Genomic DNA, 14183 nt, shown 5'->3' with positions numbered 1-14183 from the left:
CCAACCGATCTTCGCTATTGGGACGACTTTGCACGGTTAGTCCCGTCGACAGATGCGTGGCAAAAGCCGAAGATTCTTGCCAGCCGACAAGTCCGGGCGCATGTTTGAGTTGGGCAGACATGAAGACGCACCAGGACACCCTATGTGGAGCCAAGATGCAAATCGATGAGACGTCGGTCGAGCCGGAAGGCACAGGACTGATGCCGCTGCTCGCCGCTGCCGAGCTGCAGGACCATCTGATGACGGTCAACAACGATCTCGAGCGCCTGCAGCGCCTGCTCGACGACGCCTGCGAAGCGTTGTCGACGCATTTCTTCGGCGCATCAGGCCTCGTGGACCAGATGCGCGAACGTCTGCCAGAAGCCAAGGACCAGGATGCGCTGCAGCAGTTGATGTTGCATCTGGCCGGTGCGATCACCGCGCTGCAGTTCCAGGACATGTCGACGCAGTTGATCGCGCACACGAGCCAACGGCTGCGCAACTGCTCGGACCAGCTCGCCCGCGATACGTTCGGAGATGATGAGGACGGTCTGGCCGTTGTCGAGACCGCCCCCCTGCGTCCCAATCCCGTCACGCAGGACGAGATGGATGCCGGTTCGATAGAACTGTTCTGAATGTTCCCCCGATCCGTCCGTTAGGTCACGAAATCACCGGGCACCGTCACCAGACCGCCCTCAAGGTCCTCAAGAATCTTCAGGTCCACCCGAAAACCGCTTGTCATCCGGAGAACTCAAAATGCCCTCGATCCTCGCCGTAGACGATTCGGCCTCCATGCGCCAGATGGTCTCATTCACCCTCAAGAATGCGGGTTTCAACGTCGTGGAGGCGGTGGACGGGCAGGATGCCTGGGAGAAGTCGTCGCAACGCGATTTCGACCTGGTGCTGACCGACCAGAACATGCCCCGGATGGACGGCATCAGCCTGACCAAGAAGCTGCGCGACAACCCCAAGTTCAAGACCACGCCGATCCTGATCCTGACCACCGAGTCCAGCGATCAGATGAAGCAGGCGGGCCGCGCGGCGGGCGCCACAGGCTGGCTGGTGAAGCCTTTCGACCCGGCCAAGCTGATCGAAGTGATCGGCAAGGTGATCCGCTGAAGGCAAGCTGGAGAGATTCATGGGAGATATGACCTCCGAAGGCGCAAACCTGGGCGCAGGCATCGACCTGAGCCAGTTCTACCAAGTCTTCTTCGAGGAAGCCGGGGAGAACCTCGACAACATGGAACAGCTGCTGCTGAACCTGGACATCGAGAACCCGGACGACGAGCAGATGAACGCCATCTTCCGTTGCGCCCACTCGATCAAGGGTGGCGCGGCGACGTTCGGCTTCAACGACGTGGCCGAGCTGACGCACCAGATGGAAACGCTGCTGGACAAGCTTCGCCGCCATGAACTGGCGCCGACCTCGCCGATGGTGGACGTGCTGCTGCAGTCCGGCGACGCGCTGAAGGCGCAACTGGCCCGGCATCAGGGCTCGGGCGCCGACGCGGTGGACACCTCCGCCCTGCTGAGCAGCATCCGCACGCTGGTGGAAGGCGGCACGCTGGACGGTGCTCGCGCGCCTGCGGCCCCGGCCGCCTCGGCCGCGCCCGCCGCGGCTCCCGCGACGGCTCCGGCACCGGCCCCGCTCAAGTCGAACGTCCGGCAGCTCGAGCTGCTCGTCGGCCCGCTGAGCAACACGGAGCAGGCAGACAACCTGGTCGAGCTGTTCAAGGAAATCACCGACCTCGGCACGATCGAGCCGCTGGACGGCGGCATTCCTGCCGATGGCATGCGTCGCTTCAAAGTGCTGACGAGCAGCACCGACAACGACCTCCTGGACCTGTTCACCTTCCATGTCTCGCGCGAGCAGGTCAAGCTGCTGCCACTGACCGAAGGCTTCGGCTTCCATGAGGGCGCGCCCGGCGCGCCGGTGGAGACCAAGAAGGACGAAGACCCCGGCTACGGCTTCTTCGACGACGCGCCCGGCGTGCCCGAAGCGACCGCAGCCGAGGCCAGGGCCGAAGCGCCCAAGGCCAGCGTGCCGGCCCCCACCGCCAAGCCGACGGCGCCCGCGCGCACCGAGGTCGCCCCGCGCGCCGGCGGCGCGAGCCCTGACCAGTCCACGCTGCGCGTGTCCGTCGAGAAGGTCGACCAGTTGATCAACCTGGTCGGCGAACTCGTCATCACGCAGGCGATGCTGGCGCAGAACAGCCGCAACCTGGACCCGGGCCTGTATCAGCAACTGGCCTCCGGCCTGGCGGATCTGGAGCGCAACACGCGCGATCTCCAGGAATCGGTCATGTCGATCCGCATGATCCCGATGTCGGTCGTGTTCAACCGCTTCCCGCGCATGCTGCGCGACCTGGCGGCCAAGCTCGGCAAGAAGGTCGAGCTGGTCACGCAAGGGGAAGCCACGGAACTGGACAAGGGCCTGGTCGAGAAGATCACCGACCCGCTGACCCACCTGGTGCGCAACAGCTGCGACCACGGCATCGAGTCGCCCGCCGACCGCGCCGCCAAGGGCAAGCCCGAACAGGGCACGATCACGCTGGTGGCCTCCCATCAGGGCGGCTCCATCGTCATCGAGGTGCGCGACGACGGCCGCGGCCTGAACCGCGAGAAGCTGATCCGCAAGGCCCGCGAGAAAGGGATCGACGCGCCGGACACGATGACCGACCAGGAGGTCTGGGGTCTGATCTTCGCCCCGGGCTTCTCGACCGCCGATCAGGTCACCGACGTGTCCGGCCGCGGCGTCGGCATGGACGTGGTGAAGAAGAACATCACCTCGCTGGGCGGCACGGTGGAGATCGACTCCGCCGAGGGCTACGGCATGAAGGTCTCGGTCCGCCTGCCGCTGACGCTGGCCATCATGGACGGCATGAGCGTGGGCGTCGGTGAAGAGGTCTACATCCTCCCGCTGTCGTCGGTGGTCGAGTCCTTCCAGGTCCAGTCCGACACGATCAAGACCGTCGGCGGCTCCGGCCGCGTGGTCGAGGTCCGCGACGAGTACATGCCCGTCGTCGAACTGGAGCAGGTCTTCAATGTGCCCCGTTTCGACTTCGAGCATGTCAGCTCGATCATGGTCGTCGTGGAGGCCGAGGGGGGCCGGGTCGCCATGCTGGTGGACGAACTGCTCGGCCAGCAACAGGTCGTGGTGAAGAACCTCGAGGCGAACTACCGCAAGGTGACGGACGTTTCCGGCGCCACCATCATGGGCGACGGCCGCGTGGCGCTGATCCTGGACGTGGGCAGCCTGGTGCGCCGCTCGCGTCACTGAGATTTCCGGGCGTCTTTGAATCAGGGAGGACGTCGGCCGGAAGGCCGACGCCCAACGCATAAGAGGTAGACATGAATTTCAGCGCGTTGATGCGTCAATTCAGCATCCGGACCCGCATGATCGGCGCGATCGGCATCGTGCTCGCATTGCTGATGGTGGTCGGCAGCGTGGGCCTGTTCGGCATGCAATCGATGCGCGGCCAGACGCAGGAGTTCCTCGAGAAATCGACCGCGCGCGGCAATCTGCTCGGCGACCTCGCGGGCACGATGGGCAAGCTCCGTGTCCATGAGAAGGACATGATCATCAACTACGAGAAGCCCGAGGTGGTCAAGGAGCGCCACGCCAAGTGGGATGCCGCCCGCAAGAAGGCTTCGGAACAGCTTGCCGAGCTCGCCAAGCTCAGCGGTGCCGACGACCAGGACGCGATCAAGAAGCTGCAGACCGCGCTGGAGACCTACGGCGCGAAGTCCGCGAACGTCGTGTCGCAACTGGAAGCCGGTGCGTACGACCACGCGGCGGTCGCCGACCGGCTGCTGCAACCGGCCAAGGACCAGGTGGTCGAGGCCGAGAAGCAGCTCGAAGAACTGGCCACGCGCCTCGAGGCCCAGTCGGAATCGATGCGCAAGGGCATGGAAAGCACCCAGGGCGGCGTGCTGTGGACCTTCGGCCTGGTGCTGGTGTTCGCGGCGATCGTCGTGGTGCCGCTCACGCTGCTCAACATGCAGACGATCTGCGCCCCGCTGGCCGACGCCGAGGCCCTGGCCGCCGCGATTGCCGAGGGTGACCTCTCGCGCACGATGAAGCCGGTCGAAGGCGTCGACGAGGCGTCCAAGCTGATGCGCTCGCTGCACCACATGCAGGAAGCGCTGCAATCGATGGTCGGCCAGTTGCGCACGGCGGCCGATTCGATCCGCACCGCTTCGGTCGAGATCGCCACGGGCAACCAGGACCTGTCCAGCCGCACCGAACAGACCGCCTCCAACCTGCAGGAAGCCGCGTCCTCGCTGGTCCAGCTCACCGGCACCGTCAAGCAGACGGCCGACTCGGCGCGCACCGCCAACCAGCTCGCCTCCTCCGCGTCCGGCGCGGCGGCCAAGGGTGGCGAGGTGGTGAGCCAGGTCGTCTCGACGATGGACGAGATCAACGCCAGCTCCAAGCGCATCAGCGACATCATCGGCACGATCGACGGCATCGCGTTCCAGACCAACATCCTGGCGCTGAACGCCGCCGTGGAAGCGGCCCGCGCCGGGGAACAGGGTCGCGGCTTTGCGGTCGTGGCCGGCGAGGTCCGCTCGCTGGCACAGCGCAGCGCGGAAGCCGCGCGCGAGATCAAGACCCTGATCGGCGCCAGCGTCGAACGTGTCGAGACCGGTTCGCGCCTGGTGCAGGAAGCGGGCAGCACGATGAGCGACATTGTCTCTAGCGTGCAGCGCGTGACGGACATCATCGGCGAGATCACCGCCGCGTCCAGCGAGCAGAGCGACGGCATCAGCCAGGTCAACCAGGGCGTCAGCAACCTGGACCAGATGACGCAGCAGAACGCGGCGCTGGTCGAGCAGTCCGCCGCCGCGGCCGAAAGCCTGAAGGACCAGGCCGAGCGCCTGGGCGGCGTGGTCGACCGCTTCCGTGTGTCGGGCCACGCGCCGGCGCTTTCGGCGACGGCGTTCACCGCCAAGTCGAGCATGGAGACGAAGCCGGCCACCCCGTCCACCGTCGCAGCCGCCACGACGATGGCGCCGGTCAAGCCGGCCGCCAGGTTCGAGAGCAAGGCCGCGCCGGCCAAGCCCGCTGCCGCGAAGGCCGCGTTCAAGGCCAAGCCGGCCGCAACGGCCGCCGCCAGATCCACCACGACGACCGCGGCCCAGCCGGCCATCGTCAAGCCCGCAGCCTCGCCCAAGGCCGCGCCCGCACCGTTCACTCCCAAGCCGGCAACACCGGCCACCACCGCCGATGACGGCGACTGGGAAACCTTCTAATCAGCCGCACGAGGTCAACACATGGAAATCGTCCAACAAACCGGCACGCAAGTCGTGCAAGCGAACTCTGGCGCGCTGGTCCCGCAAGGTGCCGCGAATGCCGCCCCCGCCAGTGGCGAGTACCTCACCTTCCGCCTGGGTCAGGAGGAGTACGGCATCGACATCCTGAAGGTCCAGGAGATCCGCTCCTACGAGCAGCCGACCCGCATCGCCAACGCGCCCGACTTCATCAAGGGCGTCGTGAACTTGCGCGGCGTGATCGTGCCGATCGTCGACCTGCGCCTGAAGCTGGGCTGCGCGACGGCTGAATACAACAGCTTCACCGTCGTGATCGTGCTGAACGTCAAGAACCGCGTCGTCGGCGCGGTGGTGGACTCGGTGTCCGACGTGCTGGAACTGAACCGCGACGTGATCCGTCCGGCGCCGGAACTCAGCGCCAGCACCGTCAACACCAGCTTCATCATGGGCATCGGCGCCGTCGCCGAACGCATGCTGATCCTGATCGACATCGAGGGCCTGATGTCCAGCGCGGACATGGGACTGATGGACGCGATGACGGTCGCCTGACCGAACGACGACAACGCCCGGCTTGACCGGGCGTTTTTTCTGGTCGGTCCGCGCCATCAAGGCGCGTGCAGAGAGAGTGGTTCGTGGGGGGATGGCGCCAGAGAGCGGATGGCCCGGCGCCGCCAGCAGGCAACAGGCACAAGCCAAGGAGCCCGTTCATGTTCGACTCGATCAAGACCCGGCTGATCGCGCTGGGCGTCGGCATCGTCGCCCTGACGCTGCTGGCGATCACCGTCGCCAACTACGTGACCGTGCGGGGCCATACGCGCCAGCAAGTGTCCCAATCCCTCGATGAACTGGCCGCGGCGCGCTCCGACGCCATCCGCCAGTGGGTCCGCTCGCAACGCGACATCGTCGCGTCCTTGCAACCGGCCGTCGCGGCCGCCGATCCGGTGCCGCTGCTGCAGCAGGCGGCGAAGTCGGGCCGGCTGGAGGCCGCCTACGTCGGTTTCGCCGACAAGAAGATCGTCTTCAATACGCCGCAGAACCTGCCGGCCGACTACGACCCCACGCGGCGGCCCTGGTACACCGGCGCGGCGGGTGCGTCGGGCACCGTGCTGACCGCGCCTTACATGGATGCGTCCAAGGGCCGGCTGGTCGTCACCTTTGCCGCGGCGGACAAGGGCGGCGGCGGCACCAAGGCCGTCATCGCGACGGACGTGTTCCTCGACGACGTCGTCGCGACGGTCCAGGCGATCAAGCCGACGCCCGGCGGCTTCGCGTTCCTGATGTCCAAGGACGGCAAGATCGTCGCGCACCCGGACGCCAAGCTGGCGCTGAAAGACGCCACCGCCATCTCCGAGCAGTTGACGCCGCAGGCGCTGGCCACGGCGCTCGATCCGGCCGCTGGCTGGGTGGAGGCGGCCGTTGGTGGCGATACTTTCCTCGTGAGCGGCACGCCGATCGCGGACACCGACTGGCAGCTCTTCGTCGCGGCGAAGAAGGATGAGGCGCTGGCGTCCCTGAGCGCCCTGCTGCGCACCGCCGTGATCACGGCACTGGTCATGATGGCGGTCGCGGCGTTGGCGATGACGGGCACGATCAGCGCGATGCTGCGCGGCGTGGACCGCGTGCGCGCCGCGCTCGACGACATCAGCGCCGGCGACGGCGACCTGACCCAGCGCCTGCCTGCCGGCGGCCGCGACGAGGTCGGCCGCATCGCGTCCTCGTTCAACCTGTTCGCCGAGAAGATCCAGCGCATGCTGCTGGACGTGCGCGCGGCCAGCAACTCGATCACGACGGCTTCCAGCGAGATCGCGATCGGCTCGCAGGACCTGTCGCAGCGCACCGAGGAGACGGCATCCAACCTGCAGCAGGCGGCGTCGTCGATGGAGGAACTGACCGCGACGGTGCGCCAGACCGCCGACGCGGCCCAGACGGCCAACCAGCTCGCGTCGAGCGCCTCCAGCGCCGCGGCGCGCGGCGGCGAGGTCGTCGGCCAGGTGGTCTCGACCATGGACGAGATCACCGCGAGTTCCAGGAAGATCAACGACATCATCGGCACCATCGACGGCATCGCGTTCCAGACCAACATCCTGGCGCTGAACGCGGCGGTGGAAGCCGCGCGAGCCGGCGAGCAGGGCCGCGGTTTCGCCGTGGTCGCGAGCGAAGTGCGCTCGCTGGCGCAGCGCAGCGCCGAGGCGGCCAAGGAGATCAAGACGCTGATCGGCGCGAGCGTCACCAGCGTCGAGGCCGGTTCGCGGCTGGTGCAGGCGGCGGGCGAGTCGATGAGCGACATCGTGGGCAGCGTGCAGCGGGTGACCGACATCATCGGCGAGATCACCGCCGCGTCCACCGAGCAGAGCAGCGGCATCGCGCAGGTCAACGACGCCGTCGTGCAACTGGACCCGGATGACGCAGCAGAACGCGGCGCTGGTCGAGGAATCGGCGGCCGCCGCGGAGAGCCTCAAGGACCAGGCGCACCGGCTGACCGAGATCGTGTCGGTCTTCCGCCTGGGCACGGACGGGACGGCATCGGTCGCCCGGCCTGTGAAGTCCGCGGCGGCGCCCCGACCGACGTCCGCCGCCGCGTCACCTGCGGCGCCCTCGAAGTCCCTGAAGTCCGGCGCGCCGAACGCGGTGCAGAAGGCAGCCCCCTCGCCGAAGCGCTCCCCCGCGTCGTCGGCCGCCGCACCGAAGCCGCTGCCGAAGTCGTCCCCGAAGCCCGCAGCGCCGGTCGCCCCGCCGCCGCCCCGGCCCGCGCCGGCCGCCGACGATGGCGACTGGGAGACGTTCTGAGGCAGAGAATGCAGATCTCGTGCGCGGCCGGTCCGGCTTGATAGCCCGGACGCCGCCCCCACGATAGAAACCTCCCGCGCATCCGCGCGCGAAAGGCTGAGACACTGTCCCGGCATTTCGTCAGACTCACGAGGCCTGCATGACCGACTCCACCGCCGCCGCGCCAGCCGCCGCATCTCCTGCCGCGAACCCCCTGCTCTCCACCGCGCCGCTGCCCGATTTCGCCGCGATCGATCCTTCGCACATCCAGCCCGCCATCGCCGAGCTGCTGACCGAGGCCCAGAAAGCGCTCGACCAGGTCACGGCCTCCGACGCTCCCGCCGACTACGACTTCCTGTCCCGCACGCTGAACGTGGCCTCCGAGCGCCTGGGCACCGCCTGGGGCGCCGTGGGCCACCTGAACGCGGTCGCCAACACGCCGGCGCTGCGCGAGGCCTACAACGCGATGCTGCCGGCGGTCACCGAGTTCTACACGGCGCTCGGCGCCAACGAGGCGCTCTACGCCAAGTACAAGGCCATCGCCGCCCTGCCCCGACCTGACGCCCGAGCGCGCCCAGCTGCTGAAGCACGCCATCCGCGACTTCGTGCTGTCCGGCGCCGAGCTGCAGGGCGAGGCCAAGGAACGCTTCGCGAAGATCCAGGAACGCAGCGCCGAACTCGGCCAGGCCTTTTCCGAGCACGTGATGGACGCCACCGACGGCTGGAGCTACCTCGCGAAGGCGTCGGAGCTGAAAGGCGTCCCTGCCGACGTGATCGCCAACGCGCGCGCCGCGGCGGAGAAGGACGGCAGCACCGATCCGGACACGCACAAGCTGACGCTGCATTTCCCCGTCTACATGCCGGTGATGCAGTACGCCGAGGACCGCGCACTGCGCGAGCGGCTGTACCGCGCCTACGTGACGCGCGCCAGCGAACTCGGCGACAAGCCGGACTGGGACAACGGCCCGCTGATGCAGGAACTGCTGATGCTGCGCCAGGAGGAAGCCCGCCTGCTGGGCTTCGCCAGCTTCGCCGAGGCCTCGCTCGTGCCCAAGATGGCGACCTCGCCCGCGCAGGTGCTGGAGTTCCTGCGCGACCTGGCCGGCCGTGCCCGTCCGTATGCGCTGCGCGATCTCGACGAACTCCGCGACTTCGCCAAGGCCGCGCTGCACATGGACGACCTGCAGGCCTGGGACCTGCCGTTCGTGTCCGAGAAGCTGAAGGAGGCGCGCTACGCGTTCTCCGACCAGGAAGTGCGGCAATACCTGACCCTGCCTCGCGTCCTGGACGGACTGTTCCGCATCGTCGACCGTCTGTTCGGCGTGCAGCTGGTGCCGGCGAAGGCATCGGTGTGGCACGAGTCGGTGCAGTTCTGCGAGCTGCGCCGCGACGGGCGGCTGATCGGGCAGGTCTACCTGGACCTCTATGCGCGCACCGGCAAGCGACCCGGCGCCTGGATGGACGAGGTCCGCAGCCGCTGGGCGCGGCCGGACCTGGCGGGCACGGGCGCCGAGCAGATCCCCGTCGCGCACCTGGTGTGCAACTTCCCGCAGGGCGCCGACGGCAAGCCGGCGCTGCTGACGCACGACGACGTCACGACGCTTTTCCACGAATGCGGCCACGGCCTGCACCACCTCCTCACGCGGGTCGCTGAGCTGGGCGTGTCGGGCATCTCGGGCGTCGAGTGGGACGCCGTCGAACTGCCGAGCCAGTTCATGGAGAACTTCTGCTGGGAGTGGGAAGTGATCCAGCAGCTGTCCGCACACGTGGACACCGACGAACCGCTGCCGCGCGCGCTGTTCGACAAGATGCTGGCGGCGAAGAACTTCCAGGCCGGGCTGCAGACGCTGCGCCAGATCGAGTTCTCGCTCTTCGACATGCGCCTGCATGCGGAGCCGGGCGCGGAGACGCGCGTGCAGGAACTGCTGGACGAGGTGCGCGGCGAGGTCGCCGTGCTGCCGCCGCCGGCGTTCAACCGCTTCCAGCACAGCTTCTCGCACATCTTCGCCGGCGGGTATGCGGCGGGCTACTACAGCTACAAGTGGGCGGAGGTGCTCTCGGCCGACTGCTGGAGCGCGTTCGAGGAAGAAGGCGTGTTCAACCCGGCGACGGGCCGGCGCTACCTCGACGAGATCCTGTCCATGGGCAGCGTTCGCGACGCGATGGACAACTTCAAGGCCTTCCGCGGTCGCGAGCCGCGCATCGACGCGCTGCTGAGGCATCAGGGCATGGCCTGACGTTCGCCGCGTCAGCCGGCCCCCCGGGGGCCGGCATCGACGCCGGCCTCGGGATCAGCCCGGCGGCTTCTTCCACGGCACCGTCTGGATGAGCCGCTTCGCGTCGTCCGCCGGCAGCGCCTTGGCGAACAGCCAGCCCTGCGCCACCTGCACGCCGAGTTCCTCCAGCAGCGCGGCCTGCGCCTCCTCCTCGACGCCCTCGGCCAAGGTCTGCTTGCCGAGCGCGTCGGCGAGACCGACGATCGTTCGCACGATCTCGCGGGACTCGCGACCGGCGCCCAGCCGCATCACGAAGCTCCGGTCGATCTTCAGCGTGTCGAACGGGAAGCGGTGCAGGTAGGCCAGTGACGAGTACCCCGTCCCGAAGTCGTCGATCGACAGCTTGAAGCCCATACGCGCCAGTTCCTGCAGCACCTCGGCGCTGCGCTGCGGATTGGCCATCGCCATGCTCTCGGTGACCTCGAGCTTGAGCTGCGCGGCCGGCACGTCGCCGAGCGCCTTGAGCGTCTCGCGCGCGTCGTTGAGCAGTTCGTCGTCCCGCTCCAGCTGAACACCCGACACGTTGACCGCGATCTCGCCCTTGAAGCCGATCTCGCGCCAGCGTCGCAGCTGCAGGGCCGCCTCGATCAGCGTCCAGCGGCCGATCTCGACGATCTGGCCGCTCTCCTCGGCCACGGGAATGAAGTCCCCGGGCATCACCATGCCGCGCGTCGGATGCTTCCAGCGGATCAGGGCCTCGAAGCCGAGCAGCGCGCGGTCCGACAGCCTCACGAAGGGCTGGTAGTGGAGCTGGAACTCGCCCGCTTCCAGACCGCGCGCGATGTTCTCCTTCACCCAGCGCCGCGACTGCTCGACCAGTTGCTGCGCCGGATCGAACAGGCGCGCATGGCCGGCACCGGCCGCCTTGGCCCGCGCCAGCGCGCTCTCCGCGGCGGACATCAGGTCGTCCGGACTGAAGTTGCCCTGCCCCGTGAACGCCCAGCCCGCGCAGGCGGTCAGGCGATGGGCCCCGGTGCGCGCGACCGGACCGCCCGGCGACGCCGCCATGGCTGCCGTCGCTTCCGCGCCCAGACCAGCGTCGAGGGCCTCGAACAGGAAGGGCTCCTCGATGCGGGCCAGCGCCCACTCGGGCACGCGATCGACGAGCGCGCCGGCCTCGATGCGAGCCTCGAAGAGCAGGCCGAACTGGTCCGCGCCCAGCCGCGCGACCACACGTCCGGCGCGGGCCGTCCGTCCCGTTCCACCGACCAGTCGACGCGCGCTCTCGATCAGCACGGCGTCGCCGGCCAGCAGGCCGTGACGCTCGTTGAACGCGCGGAAATCGTCCAGGCCCACCAGCGCGACGCCGATCGGCACGCCGGGCGTCGGATTGGCCAGCCGCTGCGCCACCAGCTCGACGAACAACGCGCGATTCGGCAGTCCCGTGAGCCGGTCATGCAGCGCCTCGTGCGCGACCTGGGCCTGCAGGCGTTCGTTCTCGCTGAAGTCGGTCAGCGAGCCGGCCATGCGCACCGGCCGGCCGTCCTGGCGCACCGCCACGCCACGTGCCAGCAACGCGCGCGTCTGACCGCCCTGCTCGAAGTGCAGCACATGGTGGAACTGGAAACTGCGGCCTTGCAGGTGCGCGTCGAGATCGGCGCGGAACAGCCCCGCCGCCGGCTCGTCCAGCGGACGCGTGAAGCGCTCGATGCTGCCGCGCGTCATCTCCTGCGCCGCAGTCTTGGCCGCTCGACGCCAGAAACGCCGCTTCGTGCCGCCACCGGGCTCCTCGCCCGGCGCCCTGGCATCACCCATCAAGGCGAGCCATCGCGCCGACACGTCGAGCCGGTCCGCGGCGATGTCCCAGTCCCACAACCCATCGTTCGCGCCCAGCGCGGCCAGCGCGTAACGCCCCTCGCTCACGGTCAGGCGCTTGAGCGCCTCGCGCCGGCGGGACTGATCCGCGAGGGCCCGCAACGTCAACGCGGCCAGGCTCGCCGCAGCCACCGCCAGCAGCGGATAGGCCAGCGCCAGGACGAGGTGTTCTTCCTCGAAGGCCCACTGCGCGCCGTAGAGGCCGCCGCCGACGAGCAGCGCCACGACCGGCAGCCCTCGCCACAGCGATCCGCGCGCCAGCAGCAACGCGCACAGCAGCGGCAGCACCAGCAGCGCTGCCAGCTCGGCGAGCGACGCCCACGACGGCCGCGTCAGCGTGCGGCCGGTGAGGATGTTGTCGACGACGGTGGCGAGCCGCTCCATGCCGGGCAGGCCGGCGTCGAAGGGACTCGGGAAATGGTCGCCGGCGCCGAGTGCCGACACACCGATGATCACGATGCGGTTGCGCAGCGCCTCCTCGGGCACCTTGCCGTCGACGAGGTCCGCCACCGTCACCGACGGGAAGGTGCCTGCCGGACCGTAGTAGTTGACGCCCTGACGCGACAGCAGATCCAGCGGCACCCGCAACGAGCCCCAGCGCAGGTCGCGGCTCCAGCGCAGCGTGGCCTCGGACCACGGCTGGCGCATCGCGTCGCCGGCGATGCGCACGGCCAGCGACGGATAGACCTCGCCGTCCAGCGGCAAGGCCGGCAGGTCGTGACGCAGGGTCCCGTCGACGTCGCGCTCGGCCTGGACATGGCCGAGCGACTTCGCCGCCGACAGCAGCGGCTCCGGTGGCGCATCGGCGCGCTCGGGCAGCAGCGCGCTGCGCGGCATCCCTTCGGCGCGCATGAAGGCCTGCGCCAGCAGGCCCGACGGAACACCTCCGGAGGGCGCCGAAGCGCCACCGGCGGCAACGCCCACGCCGCCGCCGTTGCCGCCGTTGCCGCCGATCCCACCGGTGCCCGGCGGCATCGCGAACGGCAGCAGCACCGGCGCGCCGCCGCGCATCGCGGCCGCGAGCACCGCGTCGCTGTCCGGCTTCGCGTCCAGCAGCAGCATGTCGACGGCGATCAGACGCGGCTTGGCCGCCTGCAGCCGCGTGATCGCGTCGGCCAGCAGCGGGCGGCCAGGCGCCATGCCGCCGAAGCGCGCGGCGCTGGCGTCGTCGAAACGCACCAGCGTGATCGGGTAGGCCGTGCCCGGCGCCAGCCTGCCGCGCCATTGCGCCTGCGCGTCCTGCACGAGCCCGTCCAGGCGCGCCAGCGGCCCCGCCTGCAAGCGCGAGAGCCACAGCATCGCCACCGCCGCCGTGACCAGCAGCGCGACGATCATCTGGGCCCATGCCCAACGCGAGGGCCAGCGCATCAGACCCCCGCCAGGCGATCCAGCACTGCACGCACCTTGTCCGCCGGCCATGGCGTCGCGGCGGCACAGCCTTGCGACACGTCGCATTCCGTGCCGCCGGCGCGGTCGACGACGACCGGCAACTGCGCGCCCAGTCCGCGGGTGCGGCCCGCGGCGCGCGGTCCCGGCAGCACGGCGACCTGCCCGGACTGCACGTGCACCGAGGTCTGCTCGTTGTCGCCGACCTCCACGAGGAACTCCGTGCCGCGAACCGCCGTCACCGCCGACGGCGTGCGGACCTCCCACTTGCCCGAACGGGATGGCGTGACCTTCTGCCCCAGCAGGCCGCGTTCCAACAGCAGCGACACATCGCGCGCGCCGTCCGCATAGCCCGGTGTGCCTCCGGTGCCGAGGTTCAGCTTCGTCAGCGTCAGCTGGCTGCGGTCGCCGACGACCAGGCTCGATCCGTCCGGGCAGCGCAGCCGCACGCGGCCGCTGTCGCCGGTGCGCAGCTGGGCGCCCTCGCCCACCGACTCGCCGAGCTTCAGCGGCCGCGCCTGGCCCGAGACGATGCGCGTCGCGTCGCCCGCCAGCGCGGCGACCTCGCAGGCCTGCGCCCGCGCGGCCAGCGAGACCATCGTCACCGCCGCGATCAGCGCGGCATCCCTCATCACGTGTGTCATCGTTGTGGTCATGGTGTGTTCATCGCGGGTGAATGCGGCGGCC

Annotated in this window: 9 protein-coding genes and 1 pseudogene; 7 read left to right on the top strand and 3 right to left on the bottom strand. The window is 69.2% G+C overall.

Features of this window, described 5'->3' with window-relative positions; translation table 11 throughout:
• Positions 1 to 155 precede the first annotated feature (155 nt).
• The 6 genes from ACFJIX_RS14750 (at position 156) to ACFJIX_RS14725 (ending at position 8081) form a co-directional block, all read left to right on the top strand.
• Entirely contained in the window at positions 156 to 614 is a 459-nt protein-coding gene (locus ACFJIX_RS14750; protein WP_377161784.1) for a hypothetical protein, read from the top strand.
• A gap of 121 nt (positions 615 to 735) precedes the next feature.
• Positions 736 to 1098, top strand: coding sequence for a response regulator (locus ACFJIX_RS14745; RefSeq protein WP_067068294.1), 363 nt, complete (start codon positions 736 to 738; stop codon positions 1096 to 1098).
• Between the two features lie 19 nt (positions 1099 to 1117).
• Positions 1118 to 3259 carry a chemotaxis protein CheA gene (locus ACFJIX_RS14740; protein WP_377161274.1) on the top strand — a complete coding sequence of 714 codons (2142 nt, stop codon included), beginning with the start codon at positions 1118 to 1120 and terminating at the stop codon, positions 3257 to 3259.
• Positions 3260 to 3330: 71 nt separating this feature from the next.
• Complete coding sequence (locus ACFJIX_RS14735) at positions 3331 to 5235, top strand: methyl-accepting chemotaxis protein (RefSeq protein WP_377161272.1); 1905 nt, start codon at positions 3331 to 3333, stop codon at positions 5233 to 5235.
• A gap of 54 nt (positions 5236 to 5289) precedes the next feature.
• Complete coding sequence (locus ACFJIX_RS14730) at positions 5290 to 5802, top strand: chemotaxis protein CheW (RefSeq protein WP_377161270.1); 513 nt, start codon at positions 5290 to 5292, stop codon at positions 5800 to 5802.
• 158 nt (positions 5803 to 5960) lie between these two features.
• A complete protein-coding gene (locus ACFJIX_RS14725) occupies positions 5961 to 8081 on the top strand; it encodes a methyl-accepting chemotaxis protein (RefSeq protein WP_377161268.1) in 2121 nt (706 codons plus the stop codon).
• Positions 8082 to 8166: 85 nt separating this feature from the next.
• Here ACFJIX_RS14725 and ACFJIX_RS14720 read toward each other — a convergent pair whose 3' ends face one another.
• Positions 8167 to 8343 (bottom strand): hypothetical protein, encoded by a 177-nt coding sequence (locus ACFJIX_RS14720; RefSeq protein WP_377162158.1) that lies wholly within the window; start codon positions 8341 to 8343, stop codon positions 8167 to 8169.
• Here ACFJIX_RS14720 and ACFJIX_RS14715 point away from each other — a divergent pair.
• Positions 8270 to 10256: pseudogene (locus ACFJIX_RS14715) on the top strand (M3 family metallopeptidase). The gene ACFJIX_RS14720 and the pseudogene ACFJIX_RS14715 sit on opposite strands and share 74 nt — an antisense overlap.
• A 54-nt stretch (positions 10257 to 10310) precedes the next feature.
• Here the strand turns inward: ACFJIX_RS14715 and ACFJIX_RS14710 are convergent.
• Entirely contained in the window at positions 10311 to 13478 is a 3168-nt protein-coding gene (locus ACFJIX_RS14710) for an EAL domain-containing protein (RefSeq protein ID WP_377161266.1), read from the bottom strand.
• Positions 13478 to 14152 (bottom strand): FecR domain-containing protein, encoded by a 675-nt coding sequence (locus ACFJIX_RS14705; protein WP_377161264.1) that lies wholly within the window; start codon positions 14150 to 14152, stop codon positions 13478 to 13480. Before ACFJIX_RS14705 ends, ACFJIX_RS14710 begins: the two co-directional genes overlap by 1 nt.
• Positions 14153 to 14183: the final 31 nt, after the last annotated feature.

Origin of the sequence: Roseateles sp. UC29_93, from assembly GCF_042695725.1 — a bacterium.
Classification (GTDB): Bacteria; Pseudomonadota; Gammaproteobacteria; order Burkholderiales; family Burkholderiaceae_C; genus Roseateles; species Roseateles noduli_A.
The sequence above is the reverse complement of the archived record's forward strand: the minus strand, read 5'-3'. Positions and strand labels throughout refer to the sequence as shown.